The sequence below is a fragment of the Pseudothauera lacus genome (genome assembly GCF_003034845.1).
GTDB classification, from domain to species: domain Bacteria; phylum Pseudomonadota; class Gammaproteobacteria; order Burkholderiales; family Rhodocyclaceae; genus Pseudothauera; species Pseudothauera lacus.
This window is the reverse complement of record NZ_PZKC01000008.1, coordinates 34,185-58,405: the sequence shown is the minus strand read 5'-3', so window position 1 is coordinate 58,405 and position 24,221 is coordinate 34,185. Positions and strand designations below refer to the sequence as shown.

The window sequence follows — 24,221 nt, the reverse complement described above, 5'->3', positions numbered from 1 at the left end:
CCGCCTCAGCGCGTCAGCGCGCCGAACAGCGCCGGCAAGCGCTCGGGCAGCCGGGCAACGCTGTCCACCACCGTGAACGCACTGGCGCCGAAGATGCGCGCAACGTAGCGGTCGGCGGCAGGGTCGAGGCTGAGGCAGAAGGTATCGACGCCACGGCCGCGCAGTTCCTCCACGGCCTTGCGTGCATCGTGGCGCAGGTACTGCGGGTCGCGTTCATCGACATCGGCGGGCTCACCGTCGGTGACCAGCAGCAACAGCTTGCGGCGCTGCGACTGGGCGCACAGGTGATGACCGGCATGGCGCAACGCGGCGCCCATGCGCGTCGAACAGGCGCCCTCGATGGCCGCCAGGCGGGCGCGCGCATCGTCGCCGAAGTGCTCGCCGAAGTCCTTCACGCGCAGGTAATGCACCGCCTGGCGGCCGTCGGAGCAGAAGCCGTGGATGGCAAAAGGATCGCCGATGCGCTCCACCGCGGTGGCCAGCACGGTGGCGGCCTCGCGGGTGAGTTCGAGCACCGTGCGGGTACTGCCGGCCACCACATCGTTGGTCGATGCCGACAGATCGAGCAATATCAGTACGGCGAGGTCGCGGCGCATCAGCACATGGCGCAGGGTAACGCGCAGGTCGGCATGGTGGCCGCTGCGCAGATCGACCATCGCCTCGACGGCGGCGTTGAGGTCAAGCTCGTCGCCATCCTCAAGCTTGCGCACGCGTTGCACGCCCTGCGGGCGCAGGCGTTCGACCATCTGCCGCAGCCTTGCGCAAAGGCCCTTGTGGCGGGCGAGGATGTCGGCGATCAAGGTGCCGTCGCCGGCGCGCTGGCGGCTTTCGAGCACGCTCACCCAGTCCGGGCGGTGAATCTGCACCTGATAGTCCCACTCCGGATAATGGAAGGGCTCGGGGGGCGCTTCGCGGCCGTACTTGTCATTGAAGGTGCTGCCGTCGTCGTCGTGCAGCACGCCATCCAGCGTCCACACCTCATCGGCGTCGTCGCCGGCGGTCTCGACCTCGACCTCGTTGACCATCTCCATGATCGACACCCGCCGGCGCAGTTGCCGGCGTGCCGCCGGGCGTGCCATCCCGCGCTGCCAGTCGAGGCCGGCCTGCGCCCACACCACGCGGTTGTCGTCGCGGTAGCCGGGACGCAGTTGTTCGAGCTGGCGCAGGCTGGGCACGGCACTGCGGGCCTTGAGCAGGGCGTGGAGGGCGGCGCCGAGCTCCGTCGACAGGCTGGCATCGCGGCTGCGTGCCGGCATGGCGTCGTGAAAGCGCACTGCCAGTGCATCGAGCTCGGCATCGCCGCAGCACCGGCCGGATTCGAACAGCGCCAGCACCAGGGCCTGCAGCCAGGCCTGCGCGGGGTGCTCGGTGGCACCGGCCCAGGCCGCGGCCAGCAGCGCGCCCCAGTTCTGCCGCAGGCCGGGGAACTCGGCCATCGCGCAGTATTCGACGCGGGCGTCTTCGAAGAGAGCGACCAGATACTTGCGCACGGCGTCCGCCCCGCCACCGTCGGGTGGCACCGGCGAATAGGCGAGATGGGCGGCGAGATGCGCGCTGATCGCCCGATACACTTCCAGCCCGGGCAGCACACCGCCATCGTCGACGGCGTCGGGCAGGTAGAGGACGAAATCCTCCACATGCGGGCTGAATTCGGTGTAGTCGGCGGCCGCCGGCCGCAGCCAGAAATCCCGCCCCCACAGCGCACGCAGGTAGGCGGCGAGCTTGCGCTGGTGATCGACGAAAAGCACGCCCTTGCGCGCCTGCTGCAGCACGGCCTTGCTGTCGGCGCTGGCGAGGGCGAAGTAGGCCTGCTGGGCGGCGAAGTCACTGCGGTAGGCGTCGGCGCCGAAGAAGGCCCACTGGCGCAGGCCGCCCAGGGTGAGCTTGCCGAGCAGCTCGTCGATGAGGCCGAGCATGGGGCGCAGCGCGCGCGGTGCGCGCGCTGCGAGCTGATGCAGGAAGTTCAGGTAGGCGCGCAGCAGTTCGACGTCGCCGAGGCGGCGGGCGGCCGTGGGCAGGGCGTCGAAGAACAGCGCGATGACCTCCCCGGAGGTCATCGAGGACAGCTTCATCGCCGCCAGCAGGCTGTCCTGCACGGTGTCGTCGCCGAGTTCGCGCGCCACCTGCGGCATTGCCTCCAGCCACGCCACCACCGGCCGCGCGCCGCGGCCGAGTTCGGCCAGACCGCGCGCACCTTCCAGGTAGTGCTGCAGCGCCGCCGCCCCCATGCAGCGCCGCGCATCGTTCACGCAGGCATCGAGCACCGCGGCAATCGCCGCATCGCGCGCGCGCAGGGCGGCGACATAGTCCTCCAGCGCCTCGCTCATCGTTCCGCCCTCCGTGGCGCCGCTTGCGTCAGGCGAAGAAGGTCGCCACCGCCGCATCGAGGGCGTCGCGCATGTCGACGTCGTCGGTGAGCGGGCGCACCAGGGCGATGCGGCAGGCATCGGCGGGGGCGACACCGCTGCGGATGAGGGTGGCGGCGTAGATCAGCAGGCGGGTGGACATGCCCTCGTCGAGGCCGTGGCCCTTGAGGTTGCGCGAGCGCAGCGCGACCTGCACCAGGCGTCCGGCGACCTCCTCGGAGACGCCGCCCTCGTGGGCGACGATGGCGGTCTCCACCGCGCTCTCGGGGTAGTCGAAGTCCAGCGCGCCAAAGCGCTGGCGGGTGGACGGCTTGAGGTCCTTCATCAGCGACTGGTAGCCGGGGTTGTAGGAAATCACCAGCTGGAAGTCGGGGTGGGCTTCGACCAGCTCGCCCTTCTTGTCCAGCGGCAGCACGCGGCGGTGGTCGGTGAGTGGGTGAATGACCACCACCGTGTCCTGGCGCGCCTCGACCACTTCGTCGAGGTAGCACAGCGCGCCGATGCGCGCCGCCAGGGTCAGCGGGCCGTCCTGCCAGCGCGTGCCCTCACGGTCGATGAGGAAGCGCCCGACGAGGTCGGCGGCGGTCATGTCCTCGTTGCAGGCCACGGTGATCAGCGGCCGCCCGAGGCGCCAGGCCATGTACTCGACGAAGCGCGACTTGCCGCAGCCGGTGGGGCCCTTGAGCATCATCGGCATGCGCGACGCGGCGGCGGCCTCGAAATGGGCGACCTCGTCGCCTACCGGGTGGTACCAGGGCTCGGCGCGTACCAGATATTGCGCCGCACTGTCCGCGGCGGTCGCGGAAAAGGCTGCAGGCATGTTCATCGCGCCCTCCCCTGCTCAGTCCTGCGGCCGGTAGATGAGCATCGCCGTGCCCTGGGTCTGGCGCTGGTTGTCGTAGCCGATCAGCTTCACCAGATGGCCCGGGTTGGCGTCGCGGCAGCGCCGGCATTCGTCAAGAATGCGGTCGACGTCGGTCTCGCCGAACAGCGGCAGCTTCCACATGTACCAGTAGTGGTGCATGGCGTTTTCCGGCTCGCAGTGCTCCACGGCCGGGTTCCAGCCGCGCTCGATGATCCACGCCACCTGACTGCGCAGCGCCTCCTCGCTCATCGGCGGGAGATAGGAAAAGGTTTCGAAACGGCGGCTGGCGGGGTCGCCGAGACGGGAGGGGTAATCCTGCACTTCGCTCATGGTCGGTCTCCTGAATGTTCGCGGTATCTGGCTGGGGGTCAGCGGTGGGCGACGTCGAGCTTGTCCACCGTGTCGAACTCGAACTTGATCTCCTTCCAGGTCTCCATGGCGATCTTCAGTTCGGGGCTGGATGCGGCGGCGTGGAGCAGCACCTCCTTGCCTTCCTTCTCCAGTTGGCGGCCCTCGTTGCGGGCCTGCACGCAGGCTTCCAGCGCCACCCGGTTGGCCGCCGCACCGGCGGCGTTGCCCCAGGGGTGGCCGAGCGTGCCGCCACCAAACTGCAGCACCGAGTCATCGCCGAAAATGGACACCAGCGCCGGCATGTGCCAGACGTGGATGCCGCCCGAGGCCACCGGCAGCACGCCGGGCATCTGCCCCCAGTCCTGGTCGAAGAAGATGCCGCGCGAGCGGTCTTCCCTGGTGTAGCGGTCGCGCATCATGTCGATCCAGCCGATGGTGGCCTCGCGGTCGCCCTCCAGCTTGCCGACCACGGTGCCCGAGTGCAGGTGGTCGCCGCCCATCAGGCGCAGCATCTTGGTAAGTACGCGGAAGTTGATGCCGTGGCGCGGGTTGCGATCGATCACCGCATGCATGGCGCGATGCACGTGCAGCAGCATGCCGTTGTCGCGACACCACTTCGACAGACTGGTGTGCGCTGCCCAGCCCACGGTGAGGTAGTCGCTCATGATGATCTTGGAGCCGATCTCCTTGGCGAACTCGGCGCGCTTGTAGATCTCCTCCATGGTCGCAGCGGTGACATTGAGGTAGTGGCCCTTGTGCTCGCCGGTCTCGGCCTCGGCCTTGTCGATGGCCTCCTGGCAGAAGGCGAAGCGGTCACGCCAGCGCATGAAGGGCTGGGAATTGACGTTCTCGTCGTCCTTGGTGAAGTCCAGCCCGCCGCGCAGGCATTCATAGACCGCGCGGCCGTAGTTCTTGGCGGACAGGCCCAGCTTGGGCTTGATGGTGCAGCCGAGCATCGGCCGGCCGTACTTGTTGAGCTTGTCGCGCTCGACCTGGATGCCGTGCGGGGGCCCCGGGCAGGTGGTGACGAACCACAGCGGAAAGCGCACGTCCTCCAGGCGCAGCGCGCGCACCGCCTTGAAGCCGAAGACGTTGCCAACCAGCGAGGTGAACACGTTGACCACCGAGCCTTCCTCGAACAGGCCCATCGGGTAGGCGATGAAGGCATAGAAGGCCTCGTCGTCGCCCGGCACGTCCTCGATCGCGTAGGCGCGCCCCTTGTAGTAGTAGAGGTCGGTGAGCAGATCGGTCCACACTGTGGTCCAGGTGGCGGTGGAGGATTCCGCGGCCACCGCGGCGGCGGCCTCCTCGCGCGGCACGCCGGCCTGCGGCACGATCTTGAACACCGCCAGCACGTCCGATTCCTTCGGCGTGTAGCCCGGCTCCCAGTACATCTCGCGGTATTCCTTGACGCCCGCCTGGTAAGTCTTGGACATGTCTCACTCCTGTGGTCTGTGGTTTGCCTTGCCACCGGCACAAGGGTGCGATGGCGATGGCTTGACTTTAGGGGCGCAGAGGAATAAACAACAGTTAATTGTTCATATGAAAACCATAAACAAGAGCTTATGATTCATCACTGGACACTCCAGCAACTACGGCTGTTCGAAGCCGTTGCCCGTCTGCGCAGCTTCACCCGTGCTGCCGCCGAGCTGCATCTCACCCAGCCGGCGGTCTCCATCCAGGTCAAGCGCCTGGAAGAGAGCATTGGCCTGGCGCTGTTCGAGCAGGTCGGCAAGCGCCTCTTCCTCACCCGCGCCGGCGAGGAGGTGTTCGCCGCCGCTGGCGACGTGGTCGCCCGCCTGCGTGGGCTGGCCGGCACCGTCGCCGACATGAAGGGCAAGGTGGCCGGTCCCCTGAAGGTGGCGGCGGTGTCCTCGACCACCTATTTCATTCCCGATCTCCTCGGCCGCTTCCTGCGCGCCTGGCCGCAGGTGCAGCCGCAGCTGACGGTCATCAACCGCGCCAGCGTGCTCGACCGCCTGCGCGCCAACGAGGACGACTTCGTCATCATGGGGCGGGTGCCCAAGAACCTCGCCGTCGACGTCCACCCCTGTCTCGACAACCCGCTGGTCCCCATCGCCCACCCCGCCCACCCGCTCGCCGGCGCGCATGCCATTCCCCTCGCACGCTTCGCCGCCGAGCGCTTCCTGATGCGCGAACAGGGCTCGGGCACGCGCGCCGCCATCGAACGCCTGTTCGCCGCCGAGGGGCTGGCGGCGCAGGTCTATATCGAACTCGGCTCCAGCGAGGCGATCAAGCACGGCGTGATGGCCGGGCTGGGAGTATCGGTGATGTCGCTCGCCAACCTCACCCTCGAACGCCAGACCGCGCGCATCGCCGTGCTCGACGTCGCCGGTTTTCCGCTGCGCCGCACCTGGCACGCGGTACATCTGTCGGGCAAGCGCCTCAGCCTCACCGCCACCACCTTCCTCGACTTCCTGCTGCGCACCGGCCGGGACGCGGACGCCACAGCGGTCTTACAGGAAAACGCCGATCCCGCCGCGCCGCCACCGGTGTTAGCCTGATGCGCAGTCCGGCCTTCCGCCCGCGCGGCGGCTGGCTTACCATCCCCGCAGCATCTCCCCCTGCCCATACAAAGGAGTAGCGATGTACAAGCACATCCTGGTTTCCATCGACGACAGCCAGACCTCGCAGAAGGCCCTCGACGAGGCCATCTCACTGGCCAAGCTGCACGGTGCGCAACTGGAGATCGCCCACGCCGTCGACGAATCCCTGCTGCAGACCTTCTCATCGCACGGCGTCGCCCTTGCCGACGCCCGCAAGATGCAGAGCGCACTGCTGCAAAGCGGCCAGAGCACGTTGGGCGAGGCCGTGCGCAAGGCCGAGGAAGCCGGCCTGCAGCCCATCCCGCGCTTTCTCGCTTCCGAAGACCTGCACGCCGCCGACCAGATCGCGCGCGCAGTCACCGAGTCCGGCGCCGACCTGCTGGTGGTCGGCTCCCACGGCCGCCGCGGCTTCCAGCGCCTGCTGCTGGGCAGCGTGGCGGAGAACCTGGTGCGCAAGGTCGGCATCTCCGTGCTGATCGTGCGCAGCGCGCACTGAACCCACGACACCAACAGAAAGGGAGACACCTTTGAGCGCCGTCACCGCCCCCGAGCACAGCATCGCCGCTTTCCATCCGCCCCGCCGCATCCTCCTCGGCCCCGGCCCCTCCGACCTCCATCCGCGGGTGATGGCGGCCCTCGGCCAGACCGTGGTGGGCTACATGGATCCGGTCTTCGTGAACATGATGGAAGAGCTCAAGACGCTGCTGCGCTACGCCTTCCAGACCGGCAACGCGCTCACCTTCCCGCTTTCCGGACCGGGTTCGGTAGGCATGGAGACCTGCTTCGTGAACCTCGTCGAGCCGGGTGACAAGGTCGTGGTGTGCCGCAATGGCGTGTTTGGCGGACGCATGATCGAGAACGTCCAGCGCAGCGGTGGCACGGCCATCGTCGTGGAGGAGGAATGGGGCCACGCCATCGATCCGCAGAAGCTCGAGGACACCCTCAAGGCCCACCCCGATGCCCGCCTGGTTGCCTTTGTCCATGCGGAAACGTCCACCGGCGCGCAGTCCGACGCCGCGGCGCTGTGCGCGGTGGCCCGCCAGCACGGCTGCCTGACCATCGTCGATACCGTCACCTCGCTGGGCGGCACACCGGTGCTGGTCGACGCCTGGGGCGCCGATGCGGTGTACTCCGGCAGCCAGAAGTGCCTCTCCTGCACCCCCGGGCTGTCGCCGGTGACCTTCAGCGCCGCGGCCATCGAGCGCGTCAAGGCGCGCAGAACCAAGGTGCAGAGCTGGTTCATGGATCTCACCCTGGTGCTCGACTACTGGGGTGCCACCCAGCGCACCTATCACCACACGGCCCCCGGCAACAGCCTCTACGGCCTGCACGAGGCCCTCCGCCTGCTCGCCGAGGAAGGCCTGGAGAACACCTGGGCACGCCACCGCCGCCACCATGCGGCGCTGAAGGCCGGCCTGGAGGCGCTGGGGTTGAGCTTCGTGGTTGCCGAAGCGGCCCGCCTGCCGCAGATGAACGCCGTGCGCGTGCCCGAAGGCGTCGATGACCTCACCGTGCGGCGCACCCTGCTGCAGGAACATGCGGTGGAGATCGGCGCCGGCCTCGGCCCGCTCGCCGGCAAGGTGTGGCGCTTCGGGTTGATGGGCTGGTCCTGCCGCGAGGACAATGTGATGGCGGCGCTGGCGGCACTCGAACAGGTGCTGCCCCAGGTCGGCCACGGCGTCGAAGCCGGCGCCGCAGTGGCCGCGGCGCACCGCGCCTACGCCGCCGAGCACCTGCGCGCCGCGGCGTGAACCGGCCCGCCGCCTGGCGGCGGGTCTTTCAGCTTACCTCGCCGGCGCGCCACCAAGCGCGGCTTCGATGGCCGCGCGCACAGCCGGCGCATCCGGTTTCACCCTGCTCGGAAAGGCTGCGACCACGCGACCGTTGCGATCGACGACGTACTTGTGAAAATTCCACCGCGGCGCCTCGCTCTGCCGCGCCAGCTCGCGGAACAAGGGGTGGGCAGCGTCGCCGCGCACCGCAACCGGGGCGTACATGTCGAAGGTGACGCCGAAGTTGACGAAGCATACCTGCGCGGTTTCGGCCTCGTCCCTGGCCTCCTGACGGAAGTCATCGGAGGGGAAGCCCGCCACCTTGAGGCCGCGCTCACGGTATTCCCGATACACCGCTTCCAGCTCGCCAAACTGCCCGGTATAGCCGCAATGGCTGGCGGTATTGACGATCAGCACCGGGTGGCCGGCGTAGCGGACGGCCAGGTCGACCACCTCGTCGGCATGCAGACGGCGCAACTGGTGGTCGAAGAGGCCGCCCGCGGCCGACTGCGCCGCTGCCGCCGGGACGACCGCAAAGGACAGCGCGCAGCACAGTGCGCGTGAAAGAGGGCTCAACATCCTGCCGACCTCCTGAGGGGAATGTCGGGTTGACCGCACCCGCCGCCACGGGTTCGCCCCACCACAAGGGCGCAAGGCTCCCGCAGGAGCCTTGCGCCGCAGCGGCTTGGCACGCAGCGCTCACATACGCGCGATCATCGCGTCGCCGAAGGCCGAGCACGACACCTCGGTGGCACCCTCCATCAGGCGCGCGAAGTCGTAGGTGACCTGCTTGTCGGCAATCGCCGCTTCCATCCCCTTGATCACCAGGTCGGCGGCCTCCTTCCAGCCCAGGTGGCGCAGCATCATCTCCGCGGAGAGGATCAGCGAGCCCGGGTTCACCTTGTCCAGCCCGGCGTACTTGGGCGCGGTGCCGTGGGTGGCCTCGAAGCAGGCGTACTGGTCGGAGATGTTGGCCCCCGGCGCGATGCCGATGCCGCCGACCTGCGCGGCCAGCGCATCGGAGATGTAGTCGCCGTTGAGGTTGAGCGTGGCGATCACGTCGTACTCGGCCGGGCGCAGCAGGATCTGCTGCAGGAAGGCATCGGCGATGGCGTCCTTGACGACGATCTCGCGGCCGGTGTTCGGATTCTTGAAGCTGCACCACGGGCCGCCGTCGATCGGCTGCGCGCCGAACTCCTCCTGCGCCAGCCTGTAGCCGGTGTCGCGGAACAGGCCCTCGGTGAACTTCATGATGTTGCCCTTGTGCACCAGGGTCACCGACTTGCGGTCGTTGTCGATCGCGTAGCGGATCGCGGCACGCACGATGCGGCTGGTGCCTTCGATGGACACCGGTTTGATGCCAAGGCCGGAGGTGTCCGGGAAGCGGATCTTGCGCACCCCCATCTCGTTCTGCAGAAAGCCGATGAGCTTCTTCGCCCCCTCGGACTGCGCCTGCCATTCGATGCCGGCGTAGATGTCCTCGGTGTTCTCGCGGAAGATCACCATGTCGGTCAGTTCGGGGTTCTTCAGCGGGCTGGGCACGCCCTTGAAGTAGCGCACCGGGCGCACGCACTGATAGAGGTCGAGTTCCTGGCGCAGGGCAACGTTGAGCGAACGGATGCCGCCACCCACCGGCGTGGTCATCGGACCCTTGATGGAGACCGAGAATTCCTTCAGGGCGTCGAAGGTTTCCTTCGGCAGCCATTCGTCGGGGCCGTAGATCTGCGTGGACTTCTCGCCCGCATAGACCTCCATCCAGTGGATCTTCCTGCTGCCGCCATAGGCCTTGGCCACCGCGGCATCGATGACCTTGATCATCACCGGAGTGATGTCCACGCCGATGCCGTCGCCTTCGATGAAGGGAATGATGGGATTGTCGGGGACCGGCTGGCCGGGAATGATCTTCTGGCCGCCTGCGGGTACCGTGATCTTCGATGCGCTCATACGTGCTCCCTCCTGGTTGGCATGGGTACGACAGACCGGCGCTGCGGTTCGTACTCTGCGAACCGTGGCGCAGCGGGTGGAGGGATTATCCACCAAAACCGCAGTGCCATCAGCGCATGCTGCGGGCGAAAAAAACGCCAGGACCTGCCTGGCGTTTTCCTCGTGCGCGCTACCGGTTGCTTCAGACGGCGGCGATCACCGCATTGAAGGTGGCGCTGGGGCGCATCACCGCAGCGCACTTGGCGGCATCCGGCAGGTAGTAGCCACCGATGTCGACCGCCTTGCCCTGCACCGCCTTGAGCTCGTCGATGATCTTCTGCTCGTTGTCGGCCAGGGCCTTGGCGAGCGACGCGAACCTGGCCGCCAGTTCGGCATCCTCGCCCTGTGCGGCCAGCGCCTGGGCCCAGTACAGCGAGAGGTAGAACTGGCTGCCGCGGTTGTCGAGCTCGCCGGTGCGGCGCGAGGGCGACTTGTTCTCGTCGAGCAGGCGACCGGTGGCCTCGTCGAGGGTCTTCGCCAGCAGCTTGGCGCGGGCGTTGTTCTCCTTGATGCCGAGGTCTTCCAGCGACACCGCCAGGGCGAGGAACTCACCGAGCGAATCCCAGCGCAGGTGGTTCTCTTCCACCAGCTGCTGCACATGCTTGGGCGCGGAGCCGCCGGCACCGGTCTCGTACATGCCGCCGCCGTTCATCAGCGGGACGATGGAGAGCATCTTGGCGCTGGTGCCCAGTTCCATGATGGGGAACAGGTCGGTGAGGTAGTCGCGCAGGATGTTGCCGGTCACCGAGATGGTGTCGAGGCCGCGGGCGACGCGCTCAAGGGTGAAGCGCATGGCGCGCACCTGGCTCATGATCTGGATGTCCAGACCGCTGGTGTCGTGATCCTTGAGGTAGGTCTTGACCTTCTTGATCAGCTCGTTTTCGTGCGGGCGATAGGGGTCCAGCCAGAACACCGCCGGCATGCCGGAGTTGCGCGCGCGGGTCACCGCCAGCTTGACCCAGTCGCGGATCGGCGCATCCTTGACCTGGCACATGCGCCAGATGTCGCCCTCTTCCACGTTCTGGCTGAGCAGCACCTCGCCGGTGGCGAGGTCGGTGATGTTGGCCACGCCCGCTTCGGGGATCTCGAAGGTCTTGTCGTGGGAGCCGTACTCCTCGGCCTTCTGCGCCATCAGCCCGACGTTGGGCACGGTGCCCATGGTGCGCGGGTCGAAGTTGCCGTGCCATTTGCAGAAGTTGATCATCTCCTGGTAGATGCGGGCGAAGGTCGATTCCGGCATCACCGCCTTGGCGTCGTAGGGCTTGCCGTCGGCGCCCCACATCTTGCCGCCGCCGCGGATCATCGCCGGCATGGAAGCGTCCACGATGACGTCGTTGGGCGAGTGGAAGTTGGTGATGCCCTTGGCGGAATCCACCATCGCCAGCTCGGGGCGGTGCTCCTGGCAGGCGTGGAGGTCGCGGATGACCTCGTCGCGGATGGACTCCGGCAGGGTCTTGATCTTGTCGTAGAGGTCGACCATGCCGTTATTGACGTTGATGCCCAGCTCGTCGAAGAGCTTGCCGTGCTTCTCGAAGGCGTCCTTGTAGTAGATCTTCACGCAGTGGCCGAAGACGATCGGGTGCGAGACCTTCATCATGGTGGCCTTGACGTGCAGCGAGAACAGGATGCCGGCCTGGCGGCAGTCTTCCAGCTCCTTCTCGTAGAACTCGCACAGCGCCTTCTTGCTCATGAACATCGAGTCGATGATCTCGCCGTCCTGCAGCGCGACCTTGGGCTTGAGCACGATGGTCTTGCCGGACTTGGTGATCAGCTCCATCTTGACGTCGCGCGCGCGGTCCAGCGTCATCGACTTCTCGCCATGGTAGAAGTCGCCGTGGTGCATGTGGGAGACGTGGGTCTGCGACCACTGCTTCCATTCGCCCATCGAATGCGGGTTCTTCTTGGCGTAGTTCTTCACCGCGGCGGGGGCGCGGCGGTCGGAGTTGCCTTCGCGCAGCACCGGGTTCACCGCCGAGCCCAGGCACTTGCCATAACGCACGCGGAGCGCCTTCTCTTCGTCGCTCTTGGGGTCTTCCGGATAGTCGGGGATCTTGTAGCCCTTCTCCTGCAGCTCCTTGATGCAGGCCTTGAGCTGGGCCACCGAGGCGCTGATGTTGGGCAGCTTGATGATGTTGGTGTCCGGCTCCAGGGTCAGGCGGCCGAGCTCACTCAGCGTGTCCTGCACCCGCTGCTCCTCACTGAGAAACTCGGGGAATTCGGCCAGCACGCGCGCCGCCACCGAGATGTCGGCCGCCTCGACGTTGATGCCGGCGGCGCTGGTAAAGCTGCGGATCACCGGCAGGAAGGCTGCGGTGGCCAGCATGGGCGCTTCATCGGTGATGGTGTAGATGATGGTCGGCTGCTTCGTTGGCATCAGGTCTTCTCCCTCTTTGTCTTGGTTGACCATCCGCGCTCATGCACGCGGGCGGAGTTCGGCACGAACAGGCAGGGCAGTGCCGGAGCGTTGAAAGACACTGGATCCGCGCCCCTGCGATCGGCCAGGTGCCCCCATGCACCCTGCCGGATCATTGCGCAAGCATCGCGGGCACGGCGCGGGCGGCGCACAGCCACGGCGAACGAAATCCAAGCGACTTTTCGAACGCCTCATTATAGCGCCACGGGACCGTTTCATCGATCTTCGTAAAAAGACGTCTCACATCATGAAACAAACAAAAGATAAAAGACAGCAGACTGCCCCGCGACGCCGCTGGCGGCAAGCCGCCGGCAGTGCCAAACTATCGCCCTGCGAAAAGCGTACGGAGGGCGGCGGATGGAGGCGATTCCTGGCGAGAACCCGGTGGCGCAGGCCATAGCCCAGGCGCTCATCGACGGCTTCAACAAGCACTACCGCATCTTCCGCAACACCAGCCGGCGTGCCAAGGAGAGCTTCGAGGCCGCCGACTGGCAGGGTCAGCTCGACGCCGTGCGCGACCGCGTGCAGTACTACGACGACCGTGTCACCGAGACGGTGCAGCGCCTGCACCAGGAGTACGACGCCGACTCGCTCGACGACAGCACCTGGCAACAGGTCAAGCTTCACTACATCGGCATGCTGATCCGCCACAAGCAACCCGAGCTGGCGGAGACCTTCTTCAACTCGGTGTGCTGCAAGATCCTCCACCGCACCTACTTCAACAACGACTACATCTTCGCCCGCCCGGCGATCTCCACCGAGTACATCGAGTCCTTCCCGCCGGTGTACAGCAGCTACTACCCGCAGGACGAAGGGCTGCGCGCCACGCTGCGGCGCATCATCGAGGATTTCGACTGGCAGCGCCCCTTCGAGGACCTCGACCGCGACGTCGACTACGTCCTGCGCGCCGGCGAACGCCACCTCGGCGCCTGGCCGGCGATGGAGGTGAATTGTCAGATCCAGGTGCTGTACTCGGCCTTCTACCGCAACAAGACCGCCTACATCATCGGCAAGGCGGTCAACGGCTACCAGGAATACCCCTTCGCGCTCGCCGTGCGCCACGGCGACAGCGGCCGGCTCTACGTGGACACCGTGCTTCTCGACCCCTGGCGCATCTCGGTGCTGTTCTCGCTGTCGCGGGCCTACTTCATGGTCGATATGGAAGTGCCCTCGGGCTACGTGCACTTCCTGCGCTCCATCCTGCCCAACAAGCCGCGCAGCGAGCTGTACACCATGCTGGGACTGGGCAAGCAGGGCAAGACCATGTTCTTCCGCGACCTCGTCGCCCACCTGCGCCACTCCAACGACCAGTTCATCGTTGCCCCGGGCATCCGCGGGCTGGTGATGCTGGTGTTCACGCTGCCCTCCTACCCTTACGTGTTCAAGATCATCAAGGACGTCTTCGGCAGCTCGAAGAACATGGATCGCGCCACGGTGAAGCGCAAGTACCTGATCGTCAAGCAGGTGGACCGGGTGGGCCGGATGGCCGACACCCTGGAGTTCTCCTACGCCGCGCTGCCGCTGGCGCGCTTCCACCCCGAACTGCTGGAGGAGCTGCGTACCCTGGCACCGTCGGCGTTCGAGATCGACGGCGACGCGGTGATCATCAAGCACCTCTATATCGAGCGCCGCATGACTCCGCTCAACATCCATCTCGAACGCGCCAGCGACGAAGAGGTTGAGGAGGCCGTGCGCGAGTACGGCAACGCCATCCGCGACATGGCCATCGCCAACATCTTCCCCGGCGACATGCTGTGGAAGAACTTCGGCGTCACGCGCTATGGCCGCGTGGTGTTCTACGACTACGACGAGATCGAGTTCATGACCGACATGAACTTCCGCCGCATCCCGCCCGCCCCCTACGAGGACATGGAGATGTCCGGCGAGCCGTGGTACTCGGCGGCGCCGATGGACGTCTTCCCGGAGGAGTTCGCCACCTTTCTGCTCGGTTCCCCGCGGGTGCGCAAGGCCTTCCTGAAGCACCACCGCGACCTCCTCGAACCGGGCTTCTGGCAGCAGGCGCAGCAGCGCATCCGCGACGGCCACGTGGAGGACTTCTTCCCCTACCCGCCGGAACTGCGCTTCTGCGCCCAGTTTGCCGCCGCCGCCGACCACAGCAGCGGCTGAATGCGACGAAGCCCGGCACTTGCCGGGCTTCGTCGCGCTACCGTGGCAGAACTTCAGCGCGGGAAGTACATGCGCGCCTTGTCGAGGTCGTAGGACCACGGCAGGCCGGCGTTCTTCCAGCCATTGACGACGCGCTGCCCCTTCTGCGCGCCGTCCCGCGCGCGGTCGCCCTCGAAACCCTCGGGCACGCTGTACACCCGGGTGTAGCCAGCCTGCTGCAGGCGGTTGGCCGCGCGCGAACTGCGGTCGCCGGAGCGACAGATAAGGATGATGGTGGCGTCCTTGCCCAGCCCCTTCTCCGCCAGCCGGCGCTCGACCTCGGGTACGAAGTCCTGCAACGGTTCGAGGCGGTACATCCTGCGCTGCTCATCCCAGTCGGTCATGATCTCCTGGTGCTCGACAAAGGGCACCAGCGCATCCACGGCGGTGGCCATGCCCACGTACATCGCCTCGGCACGGGTGCGCACATCCAGGAACAGCACCTGCTCGCCGCCGCCGAGCTTCATCTCCAGCGCCTCCTGCGGGCTCAGGTAGAGCTTCAGCTCGGTGCGCTTGATCTCCGGCAGCGCACTCCAGTCGGCAGCCGCCGCCATCCCCGACACCAGCCCGGCACTCAGGGCCGCAGCCACGATCAGCTTTCTCAACATCCTCTCATCCCCCGTGCATCGCCGACTCAACATCAGCATATTTCATATGAATTGACCGAACCCAAAAAAGAGGGCGGAAATCCGCCCTCTGCGCGGCCTGACGGAAACGCTCAGACCATCCCCGGATTGCCCTCCATGCCGACCAGTTGCGGCATGTTGGGGGTGATCTGGCGCACCACTTTCTGGCTGCGCAGATAGCCCGCCACCACGTCCCACACCGCCGGACCGGAGTCGCGCGCCTCTTCGGACACCGGCGCCCAGCCGGCGACCTTGTAGGTCTTGCCGGGCTCGATGCGCCTGCCCTTCAGGGTCATGTTATCCACCCGCTTGCCCATCGCGGCGTTGGGATCGAAGCTGTACTGCAGGCCGCCCACGCGCACCATGTCGCCGCCCTGCTGGTAGTAGGGATCGGGGTTGAAGAGGTTGTCGGCGACGTCTTCCAGCACGGTCTTGATCATCTCGCCGCTCATCTCGGTGAGCGTGGTCCACGGGTAGGTGATGGCAGTCTGGTCGAGCAGGTGCTCCATGGTGATGGTGTCGCCCGGCAGGATGGTGGTGCCCCAGCGGAAGCCGGGCGAGAAGGCGATCTCGGCATCCATCTCGGCGATCAGCGCATCGACGATGAGCTGGTCCCAGGAGCCGTTGAAGTTGCCGCGGCGGTACAGCAGGCCTTCGGACAGCGCCAGCGGTTCGGCGAGCTTCTCCAGGAAGGGCGCACGCACCTTGTCGATGAAGGCGCTCATCTCGGCGTCGGCCGGCAGCAGGTTGGCGAACACCGGCACCAGCTTGTAGCGGAAATCGACCACCTTGCCGTCCCTGACGTCGAAGTCCATCACGCCGAGGAACTTGCCGTTGGAGCCGGCGTTGGTCACCAGGGTCTTGCCGCCGGGGTTCTGCACCACGGTGGGCGCCGGCATGCCGTCATGGGTATGGCCGCCGAAGATGGCGTCGATGCCGGTGACCCGGCTGGCCATCTTGAGGTCCACGTCCATGCCGTTGTGCGACAGCACCACCACCACCTGGGCACCCTCGGCACGCGCGGCATCGACCGCCTGCTGCATCTCGTCGTCGCGGATGCCGAAGCTCCAGTCCGGGGTCTGCCAGCGCGGGTTGGCGATCGGCGTGTAGGGGAAGGCCTGGCCGACGATGGCCACCGGCACCCCGTTGATGTTCCTGATCACATAGGGCTTGAACACCGGGTCTTCGAAGTCGGTGGTCTTGACGTTCTGCGCGACGATGTCGATGTGGCCGGCAAAGTCGTTTTCCTCGACCTCCTTGACGCGCTCGGCGCCGTAGGTGGACTCCCAGTGCAGGGTCATCACATCGACACCGAGCAGCTTGCAGGCATCGACCATGTCCTGGGCGTTGGTCCACAGCGCCGTGCCGGAGCCCTGCCAGGTGTCGCCGCCATCGAGCAGCAGGGCGCCGGGGCGGCTCGCCTTCATCCTCTTCACCAGGGTGGCGAGGTGGGCGAAGCCGCCGACCTTGCCGTAGGTACGCGCCGCCGCAGAAAAATCGAGGTAGCTGAAGGCATGGGCTTCGATGCTGCCCGGCGCGATGCCGAAGTGCTTGAGCAGGAGCTCGCCGACCAGATGCGGGGCCTTGCCGAGCATGCTGCCGACACCGAGATTGACGTTCGGCTCGCGGAAGTAGATCGGCAGCAACTGGGCGTGGCAGTCGGTCATGTGCAGCAGGCTGACATTGCCGAACGGCGGCAGATCATAGAGCTTCTCCGCGCCCTGGGCGGCACGGGCGAAGTCGCTGTGCAGGGTCATGCCGCCGGCCGCGGCAACGGCCAGCACCTGGAGGAATTCACGACGGTTCATCGACATCGGGATGCCCTTCTGGAAAAAATGGATGCGGTGGCACTGCGCAACGGCGCGTGGCCGGCAAACGGCAGGGCGCCGCCGCCGGCCATGCGCCGCAGGCTTACTTGTTGACCGGCGAGGCGGGGTCGAACAGGTAGGCCATCAGGTGACGGATCTGCGTCTCGGTGAGGATCTTGCCGTAGCCATTGCGCGGCATGTTGCTGCAGGCGTTGTAGGCCTTGGCGTTCCACAGTTTGCCCCAGGTGTAGCGGACGATCTCTTCGGAGTTGCCGCGCAGCCTGGCGTAACCCACCAGGCTGGGGCCAATGGTGCCGGCAGAGACCTCACCCGGATCCATGGCATGGCAGTTGTAGCAGCCGCCGCCGTTGTTGTCGGGGCTGGCGTCGGTCCACGTCAGGCCGCGGCCACTGATGGCGATCCTGGCGCCTTCCTTCCAGTCACCGCCGGTAAAGTCGCCATTGCTCGGCCACTGGATGGTGGCCATCTGCCCTTCCTCAAGGCGCCGCATGGTTTCCGCGTCGGGTTGCACGGGGCTGGAGCAGGCCTTCTGCACCTCGTCACGCACCTGACGATCGAGTGAGGCAATGCCGGTAGCCTTGAACGAGGTCAGCATCATCTCCTCGACACGGGCTTCGAGCGCCTGATCGGCAGCACCCGCCGCCGGCGTTGCAGAAGCGCCGGGGGCGTAGTGACCATGCTTGACGCAGCCGGCGAGCAGCGCGGCGAGGACAACGGTGAGCGCCAGCGGCGCGATTGCTTTCTTGCTCATGATCGTCCCTCCCTCAGCGCTTGACGCCGGGCCACTGGGCCTCGTAGCCGTTGCTCTTGGCCGCCAGGAAAACCGACAGCGCGATGGTCACATCGGAAGCGAAAACCGGCTCCGCGGTGCGTTGCTGGCGGAAGCAGTCCCACAGGCGGTGCTGGAAGGTCCAGAACTGCGAGTTCGACACCCGGTAAGCAGGCCACGACGTCCACCCTTCCGCCGCCCCCTTGTTGGTGGTGATGTTGGGCAGATGGGTGGCACGGATGCGCTTGCCGTCCTCACCGTGACAGGAGGCGCAGGAGAAGTCCATCGCGCCGGTGCGATAGAAGAAGACCTTCTCTCCCATGGCGTACATGTCCTGCATCTTCGGATGACTGACATCGACCGCAATCGGCTTGCCCTTGGAGTGGGTGACCACGTAGGCCACCAGCGAGGCCAGCTTGCCGCGCTCGCCCTGGCGGAACTTGCCGCCGATGATCTCGCCCGAGGGAATGCCCTGCAGGGTCTCCATGCAGTGCATCAGGCGCGATTCGAGGTCCTGCACCTTGCCGGTGTCGGCAAAGTAGCGCGGCAACTGCGCCGCGGCACCCTCGACGACCCCTGGCCCGAGGCCGAGGTCGCATTGCTCAAGGGTGGCGTTCTTGGGGCCGCGGGCGGTGACCCACAGTTCCTCGCCTTCCATCTCGAACAGTTCGGCCGGGTTGCCATCGGCAAGCATCTGCCGGTAGGCGTCGAAATTGAGCTCTTCGCTGGTGAACGCCAGCGGCGCGGCGAACGCAGCCGTCACGCCGATGGCTGCCGCCATCAGTTTTCGCTTCATGGTCTCTCCTCCGGGAGCGGATCTTGGGTGCAACCCCCTGCCGTCCGCACCGGCGGCCGGGGCCATGCTTGTTGTTTTCTGCCGCTGTGGCGGTGCGACGGCCCGCAGGCCGCCGCGCACGCATCAGCTGATCTGCACTTCGTCGGTACGCGACTCGCCCTTGTTGTCCACCCAGGTGACAACCATCTTGTCGCCCTTGGCGCCACCGTTGAACTTGAACGCCAAGTAGGGGTTGGTGGACACCGAGGGGCCGAACTCGGCGCTGAGCACGACCTTGTCATTGTGCTTGGCGGTCAGTTCGGTGATGAAGTGGGCGGGGATCACTTCACCGGCAGCGTTCTTGCGCTGACCGGTCTCCATCGGGTGGGACATCAGCACTCGCACTTCGGTAACGCCGTCCTTGCTGGCGGCGCGAATACGCATCGGACTTGCCATCGTTGTTTCTCCTGTATCCGTTGGGTACGCTCAGCCGCCGCAGCCGCCGAGGGTGACCTTGACTTCCTTCTTGGCGACGTAGAACTTGCCGCCAGCCTTGACCACGGCGAAAACGTCGGAAGTCTGGCCCATCTTGACGCGCGTCTGCACGTCGGCAAGGGTGCCGGCCGGAATCGTGAACGAAGCCGCCAGCATTGCCGGGTTCTTCTCGATCATGATCGCGACGTACTCGGTGTTGGCGATGTTGCTGACCACGCCCACCGGCACCACGGCGCCGTTCTCGGCGATGTCCGGGGCGGTGATCTGCACGTCGGCGCTGTCGGCCGGCTTGCCGGCACCGATGGCAGCCAGGGCGGCATCCATGGTCTTGGCGTCGAAGGCGTCCTTGTTCCAGGCCGCGAAGGCCATCTCCGGCTTGATCAGGCCGGCCGCAGCCAGCAGACCGAACACGCCCAGACCGCCACCGGCCTTGAGGGCATCCCTGCGTTGGTTATCCATCCCGTCTCTCCTTGTGTTGAAGGGTTGTGTTACTGCGCTTTTGCGCCGGACAAAATCCACCGGACGAGCTGATCGATCTCCTCGTCCGCAAGGTGGCTCTGGGGAGGCATCGGAATCGCCCCCCAGGTTCCCTGACCACCGCCCTTGACCTTGCCGACCAGCAGCGCCTGGGCGCCGGCCTGGTCGCGGTAGCGGGCAGCGATCTCGTTGTAGCCCGGGCCGATGATCTTGCTGGCAACACCGTGGCAGGCCATGCAGCCCTTCTCGGTAGCCAGCGCCAGCAGCGGATCGGCGGGCGCCTGCTCGGCCGTCGACGGCCCGGTCTGCACGCCGCGCACGCCACCCACCGGGCGGTTCTGCTCGGCGAGGTTGCCGTGCGCGTCCTGGGCGTGCTCGGGCAGCGCCGAGGCCAGCACCACTTCACGCTTGCAGTCCTTCATGCACGCCGTGGCGCGCACGTCCGGACGACCGCCGTTGCCGATGCCGCCCTTGCTCGCCGGCGCTCCCGGCCACATGCCGTGGTCGGTGGTCATGCCGTTGCGGTTGGGCATGCGTTGCTGGACCTCGCGGATGCTGTCCTGGTTGAGTTCGAAGTCGTCCGGAATGACTTCCGCGAGGTTGAGCAGGAAGGCCACCAGCGAATACACCTCGTCGGCACTGAGCGACTTGGGCGCCGTCCACGGCATCGCACGGTTGATATAGTCCCACAGTGTGGACACCGTGGGCACCTTCATCATCGTCGTGCGTTGCGGGAAGCTGTCATTGATCAGCGCGGCAACCCGCCCGCTGTCGATGTCGGCTGGCGTGGTACCGCCCACCAGCGGCGTGAACACCTCGTTGGACTCGGCAAAGTAGCCGTGACAGGAGGCGCATTGTGCCTCCCAGATGTCCATGCCGCGGATGGCATCACCGCTGCCCTTGGGCAAGCCGGCGAAGTCCGGGCGCACATCGATGTCCCAGGCCTGCACTTCAGCCGCGGTGGCGGCACGCCCGATGCCCTGGTAGCGATCGAAAGCCAGCACCGGGGCGGCGGTGCCGACGGCAAGGGCAAGCGCGATCAGCGTCTTAGAGAACCTGGACATTGCTCACCTCACCGGATTCGACCACCTTCCAGGACTGGATGGCGTTGTTGTGGTAGATCGACTTGGTACCGCGCACCGCGCGCAGTTGCCCATAGGAGGGCTGTACGTAGCCGGTGTCGTCCATCGCCCGCGACTGCAGGATGGCCGGCTTGCCGTCCCATACCCAGTCGATGTTGAAGCGCGTCAGCGCCTTCGACAGCACCGGTGTCTCCAGCCGGGCGGTGCGCCAGTTGATGCCGCCATCGGTGGATACATCGACGCGGGTGATCTTGCCGCGCCCCGACCAGGCCAGCCCGGAGACGTTGTAGAAGCCCTTGTCGAGCAGGGTCTGGCCGCCCGAGGGGGTGGTGATCACCGACTTGCACTCCTGGATGGAGGAGTACTGGCGGTGCAGGCCGTCCGGCATCAGGTCGATGTAGTGCACCGCCTCGTCCTTGGTCGCCCAGGGCATGTCGCCGACTTCGATGCGACGCAGCCACTTCACCCACGACACCCCCTGCACGCCCGGCACCACCAGGCGCAGCGGGTAGCCGTTCTCCGGGCGCAGCATCTCGCCGTTCATGCCGTAAGCCACCAGCACCTCGCCGGACTCGACCATCTCCATCGGGATGGTGCGGGTCATCGACGAGCCGTCCGCGCCTTCGGCGAGGATAAAACGGCCCTTGCGGTAATCGGCCCCGCACATGTCGAGAATGGCCTTCAGCGGCACACCGGTGAATTCCGAACAGGAGATCATGCCGTGCGAGTACTGCACCGTCGGCACCGCCACGTTGCCCCACTCCATGCCGGTGTTGGCACCGCACTCGATGAAGTGGATGCGCGACACCGAGGGCAGGCGCATGATGTCGTCCATGGTGAACACCGCATCGGTCTTCACCAGGCCGTTGATCATCAGGCGGTGCTTGTTGGGATCGATATCCACCCAACCCTGGTGATGGCGCTCGAAGTGCAGCCCCGACGGCGTGATGATGCCGAACAGGCCCTGCAGCGGCGTGAATGCCACTGACGAACCGCCCACGCGGGTCAGCCCCGGGCTTTCGCGACGGACGAGATTGCGCTCGTACATCGACGGCATGCCGTAGGGATTGGCCGCCACCGGCTTGCCCAGCATCGTGGACCACGGCTGCAGTTCGAGAATCGCCGGATCACCGGCGGACTGCGCATGCGCCACCGCGGGCGCCGCGGCTGCCGCACTGGCGGCGATGAATGCCTTGCGCAGGAAATCGCGCCTGCCCTCCTTGACCGACTGAATCTGCTCGTCGCTCAGGAAGTTTTCCGGCGCAGGCCTGACCCGGCCAAGCCGGGCATCTGTGAGTGCCATGCGTACGCTCCCCCCATTGGTGCGTTGTTGACTGCGGTTTGTGGTGTTGAACGCTTGTCTTGTTGATCTTGCGCGCCAGCCGTCTCCTCCTCCAGAGTGCTGGCTCAGGGTCCGCCGCCGAGATCCTGTTCGAGGCGCAGCAGGCTCTCCCGCCGCGGCATCGAGGTTTCGCTGCGCGAAGCGATGCTCACGCACACGGTGCGGCACAGATCGGTGAAATTGGGATCGACGATGCGGTAGAAGACCTGGCTGCCTTCACGGCGGCGGTCGACTACACGGGCGCGGTAGAGCAGGTTGAGGTGGCGCGAGGCGTTGGCCTGGGTAAGCCCGACGGCCTCCACCACTTCATTTACGGCCAGCTCGCCGTTGCACAGGCAGTGCAGGATCTTCAGGCGCGTCGGCTCGGCAAGCAGACCGAAGTACTCGGCCACGCTCTCGAAGACCTTGTTCAGCTCCTCCATCTCGCCCCCACCTGCGTTCTTATTAGTGGAAAACTTTATAACCATGAAATCATATGGTCAACAAATTGTTATTGTGCGCTGCACACGAAATGAAGGGCCTCGCTTTGACATGGATCAAATCCCCTTTCGATAGATTGTCTTCTCTCCCACGTGGGCTATACTGCGCCGGCAGCGTGTTCCGCCAGAGGACCCCGGACACAGGGGCCGGCGGTCGCGCCGATGCGGATCAAATAAATGGAGAGGAGGAAAGTCTTGAAGCTCAAATTCGCACTCGCCACCGTCTGTGCGCTCGCCGCCGGCGGCCTGGCCCACGCCCAGGATCCCAATCTGGCCCGCAACCTGGCTGCCACCTGCGCCAACTGCCATGGCACCAATGGCAAGAGCGTCGGCGGCATGGACAGCCTCGCCGGCGAACCGCGCGACAAACTGCTGCAGAAGATGCTGGACTTCAAGAGTGGCGCCAAGCCCGCCTCCATCATGCACCAGATTTCCAAGGGCTATACCGACGAGCAGCTTGAGCTGATCGCCGCGTATTTCGCCGCACAGAAATAAGCCAGGGGGAGGACGAAGATGCTTAACAGACGTGACTTTCTGAAATCCGCCGGCGCCATCGCCGCGGGCTCCACGGTACTCGGCGGACTGGCGGGCTGCGCCACCAGCGGCGGCGGCAAGGGCGGCCATGTGGTGGTCGTCGGCGGCGGCTATGGCGGCGCCACGGTGGCCAAGTACCTGCGCATGTGGAGCAAGGGCAGCGTGGCGGTGACCCTGGTCGAGCGCAACGCACAGTTCATCTCCTGCCCGATCTCCAACCTGGTGATCGCCGGGCAGAAGACCCTCGCCGACATCACCGTCAGCTACGACAACCTGAAGTCGAAGTGGGGCGTGAAGGTGATCCAGGACGAGGTGCTCGGCATCGACGCCGCCAAGCGCGAGGTGCGCCTGGCCGCCGGCGGCACCCTGAGCTACGATCGCGTGGTGGTCTCCCCGGGCATCGATTTCATGCCCGGCGCCATCGAAGGCCTCGACGGCAACGAGGAGCTCATCCCCCACGCCTGGAAGGCCGGCGCCCAGACCGTACTGCTGCGCCAGCAACTCGAGAGCATGGCCGACGGCGGCGTGTTCGCCATCCAGATCCCCAAGGCCCCCTACCGCTGCCCGCCCGGCCCCTATGAGCGCGCCTGCGTAGTGGCCAACTACTTCAAGACCCACAAACCGAAGTCGAAGGTCATCATCCTCGATGCCAACGACGACATCCAGTCGAAGAAGGGCCTTTTCCTGCGCGCCTTCCAGGGCCCCTACAAGGACATCCTCGAGTACCGCCCGAACAGCGCGATCATGGAAGTCGACGCCCGCAACCGCATCGCCAAGCTCGAGTTCGGCGACGTCAAGGCCGACGTCCTCAACGTCATCCCGCCCATGCGCGCCGGCAACATCGCCGTGCAGGCCGGCCTGCCGCTGATCAACGAGCGCTGGGTGGACGTCGACTGGCTGAGCATGGAAGCCAAGGGCATGCCCGGCGTACACGTGCTCGGCGACGCTCTCTTCCCCGCGCCGACGATGCCCAAGTCCGGCCACATGGCCAACCAGCACGCCAAGGTTGCCGCCGCCGCCATCCTCAACCTCTTCGAGGGACGCGAGCCAAGCGCCACCCCGGTGGTGATGAACACCTGCTACAGCTTTGTGGACGACAGGAACGTCATCCACGTCGCCTCGGTACACCAGTACAACGCCGAGAAGCAGACCTTCCTGCCCGTGGAAGGTGCGGGTGGGGTGTCGGCGGCCGCCAACGAGATCGAAGGCAAGTATGCGCTGGCCTGGGCCAACAACATCTGGGCCGACATGCTCGCCTGAACGCCGGCATCCAGCCAAGGCAGACGGGGCCCGCAAGGGCCCCGTTTTTCATTGCCGCGCCTGCGCCGCA

The 24,221-nt window shown here is 66.2% G+C and carries 22 protein-coding genes; 6 read left to right on the top strand and 16 right to left on the bottom strand.

What is annotated here, in order from left to right:
• Positions 1-5: 5 nt before the first annotated feature.
• Genes C8261_RS10855 through C8261_RS10840 form a run of 4 tightly spaced genes read right to left on the bottom strand, consistent with a single transcriptional unit; the run spans position 6 to position 5,018 of the window.
• Complete coding sequence (locus C8261_RS10855; protein ID WP_107493731.1) at positions 6-2,327, bottom strand: nitric oxide reductase activation protein NorD; 2,322 nt, start codon at positions 2,325-2,327, stop codon at positions 6-8.
• A 28-nt stretch (positions 2,328-2,355) separates the two neighbouring features.
• Entirely contained in the window at positions 2,356-3,186 is an 831-nt protein-coding gene (locus tag C8261_RS10850) for a CbbQ/NirQ/NorQ/GpvN family protein (protein ID WP_107493845.1), read from the bottom strand.
• A gap of 21 nt (positions 3,187-3,207) precedes the next feature.
• On the bottom strand, positions 3,208-3,561 hold the full coding sequence (locus C8261_RS10845) for a ribulose bisphosphate carboxylase small subunit (protein WP_107493730.1): 354 nt from the start codon (positions 3,559-3,561) through the stop codon (positions 3,208-3,210).
• Between the two features lie 38 nt (positions 3,562-3,599).
• Positions 3,600-5,018, bottom strand: a complete 1,419-nt coding sequence (locus tag C8261_RS10840) for a form I ribulose bisphosphate carboxylase large subunit (protein WP_107493729.1) — start codon at positions 5,016-5,018, stop codon at positions 3,600-3,602.
• 129 nt (positions 5,019-5,147) lie between these two features.
• Here C8261_RS10840 and C8261_RS10835 point away from each other — a divergent pair, with 129 nt between their 5' ends.
• The 3 genes from C8261_RS10835 to C8261_RS10825 all read left to right on the top strand — a co-directional run bounded on the left by C8261_RS10835 (position 5,148) and on the right by C8261_RS10825 (position 7,900).
• A complete protein-coding gene (locus tag C8261_RS10835; protein ID WP_107493728.1) occupies positions 5,148-6,107 on the top strand; it encodes a LysR family transcriptional regulator in 960 nt (319 codons plus the stop codon).
• An 82-nt stretch (positions 6,108-6,189) separates the two neighbouring features.
• The gene (locus C8261_RS10830) at positions 6,190-6,645 is read left to right on the top strand and encodes a universal stress protein (RefSeq protein ID WP_107493727.1); all 456 of its coding nucleotides are present in this window, start codon (positions 6,190-6,192) and stop codon (positions 6,643-6,645) included.
• Positions 6,646-6,676: 31 nt separating this feature from the next.
• Complete coding sequence (locus C8261_RS10825; RefSeq protein WP_219905192.1) at positions 6,677-7,900, top strand: pyridoxal-phosphate-dependent aminotransferase family protein; 1,224 nt, start codon at positions 6,677-6,679, stop codon at positions 7,898-7,900.
• Between the two features lie 33 nt (positions 7,901-7,933).
• On the opposite strand, the gene C8261_RS10820 is transcribed toward C8261_RS10825, so the two are convergent.
• The 3 genes from C8261_RS10820 to C8261_RS10810 all read right to left on the bottom strand — a co-directional run bounded on the left by C8261_RS10820 (position 7,934) and on the right by C8261_RS10810 (position 12,278).
• Entirely contained in the window at positions 7,934-8,500 is a 567-nt protein-coding gene (locus C8261_RS10820) for a glutathione peroxidase (protein WP_107493726.1), read from the bottom strand.
• Between the two features lie 120 nt (positions 8,501-8,620).
• Complete coding sequence (gene icd, locus C8261_RS10815; protein ID WP_107493725.1) at positions 8,621-9,865, bottom strand: NADP-dependent isocitrate dehydrogenase; 1,245 nt, start codon at positions 9,863-9,865, stop codon at positions 8,621-8,623.
• A gap of 181 nt (positions 9,866-10,046) precedes the next feature.
• Positions 10,047-12,278, bottom strand: coding sequence for an NADP-dependent isocitrate dehydrogenase (locus tag C8261_RS10810; RefSeq protein ID WP_107493843.1), 2,232 nt, complete (start codon positions 12,276-12,278; stop codon positions 10,047-10,049).
• Positions 12,279-12,674: 396 nt separating this feature from the next.
• Here C8261_RS10810 and aceK point away from each other — a divergent pair, with 396 nt between their 5' ends.
• Positions 12,675-14,444 carry a bifunctional isocitrate dehydrogenase kinase/phosphatase gene (gene aceK, locus C8261_RS10805; protein WP_107493724.1) on the top strand — a complete coding sequence of 590 codons (1,770 nt, stop codon included), beginning with the start codon at positions 12,675-12,677 and terminating at the stop codon, positions 14,442-14,444.
• Positions 14,445-14,497: 53 nt separating this feature from the next.
• On the opposite strand, the gene C8261_RS10800 is transcribed toward aceK, so the two are convergent.
• The 9 genes from C8261_RS10800 to C8261_RS10760 all read right to left on the bottom strand — a co-directional run bounded on the left by C8261_RS10800 (position 14,498) and on the right by C8261_RS10760 (position 22,300).
• The gene (locus C8261_RS10800) at positions 14,498-15,091 is read right to left on the bottom strand and encodes a rhodanese-like domain-containing protein (protein ID WP_107493723.1); all 594 of its coding nucleotides are present in this window, start codon (positions 15,089-15,091) and stop codon (positions 14,498-14,500) included.
• 110 nt (positions 15,092-15,201) lie between these two features.
• Positions 15,202-16,917: a thiosulfohydrolase SoxB gene (gene soxB, locus C8261_RS10795; protein ID WP_235864899.1), complete on the bottom strand. Its 1,716-nt coding sequence runs from the start codon at positions 16,915-16,917 to the stop codon at positions 15,202-15,204.
• Positions 16,918-17,020: 103 nt separating this feature from the next.
• On the bottom strand, positions 17,021-17,689 hold the full coding sequence (gene soxX / locus C8261_RS10790; RefSeq protein WP_107493721.1) for a sulfur oxidation c-type cytochrome SoxX: 669 nt from the start codon (positions 17,687-17,689) through the stop codon (positions 17,021-17,023).
• Between the two features lie 13 nt (positions 17,690-17,702).
• Positions 17,703-18,503, bottom strand: a complete 801-nt coding sequence (gene soxA / locus C8261_RS10785) for a sulfur oxidation c-type cytochrome SoxA (RefSeq protein ID WP_107493720.1) — start codon at positions 18,501-18,503, stop codon at positions 17,703-17,705.
• A gap of 123 nt (positions 18,504-18,626) precedes the next feature.
• A complete protein-coding gene (gene soxZ / locus C8261_RS10780) occupies positions 18,627-18,938 on the bottom strand; it encodes a thiosulfate oxidation carrier complex protein SoxZ (RefSeq protein WP_181358930.1) in 312 nt (103 codons plus the stop codon).
• 30 nt (positions 18,939-18,968) lie between these two features.
• Positions 18,969-19,436, bottom strand: coding sequence for a thiosulfate oxidation carrier protein SoxY (soxY, locus tag C8261_RS10775; protein WP_107493718.1), 468 nt, complete (start codon positions 19,434-19,436; stop codon positions 18,969-18,971).
• Between the two features lie 29 nt (positions 19,437-19,465).
• Positions 19,466-20,518 (bottom strand): c-type cytochrome, encoded by a 1,053-nt coding sequence (locus tag C8261_RS10770; RefSeq protein WP_107493717.1) that lies wholly within the window; start codon positions 20,516-20,518, stop codon positions 19,466-19,468.
• Positions 20,502-21,839, bottom strand: coding sequence for a sulfite dehydrogenase (soxC, locus tag C8261_RS10765; RefSeq protein WP_107493716.1), 1,338 nt, complete (start codon positions 21,837-21,839; stop codon positions 20,502-20,504). Before soxC ends, C8261_RS10770 begins: the two co-directional genes overlap by 17 nt.
• A 104-nt stretch (positions 21,840-21,943) precedes the next feature.
• Entirely contained in the window at positions 21,944-22,300 is a 357-nt protein-coding gene (locus C8261_RS10760) for an ArsR/SmtB family transcription factor (protein WP_107493715.1), read from the bottom strand.
• Positions 22,301-22,552: 252 nt separating this feature from the next.
• Between C8261_RS10760 and C8261_RS10755 the strand changes: the two genes are divergently transcribed.
• A complete protein-coding gene (locus tag C8261_RS10755) occupies positions 22,553-22,852 on the top strand; it encodes a c-type cytochrome (protein WP_107493714.1) in 300 nt (99 codons plus the stop codon).
• A gap of 18 nt (positions 22,853-22,870) precedes the next feature.
• Complete coding sequence (locus C8261_RS10750; RefSeq protein WP_107493713.1) at positions 22,871-24,151, top strand: FCSD flavin-binding domain-containing protein; 1,281 nt, start codon at positions 22,871-22,873, stop codon at positions 24,149-24,151.
• Positions 24,152-24,221 lie beyond the last annotated feature (70 nt).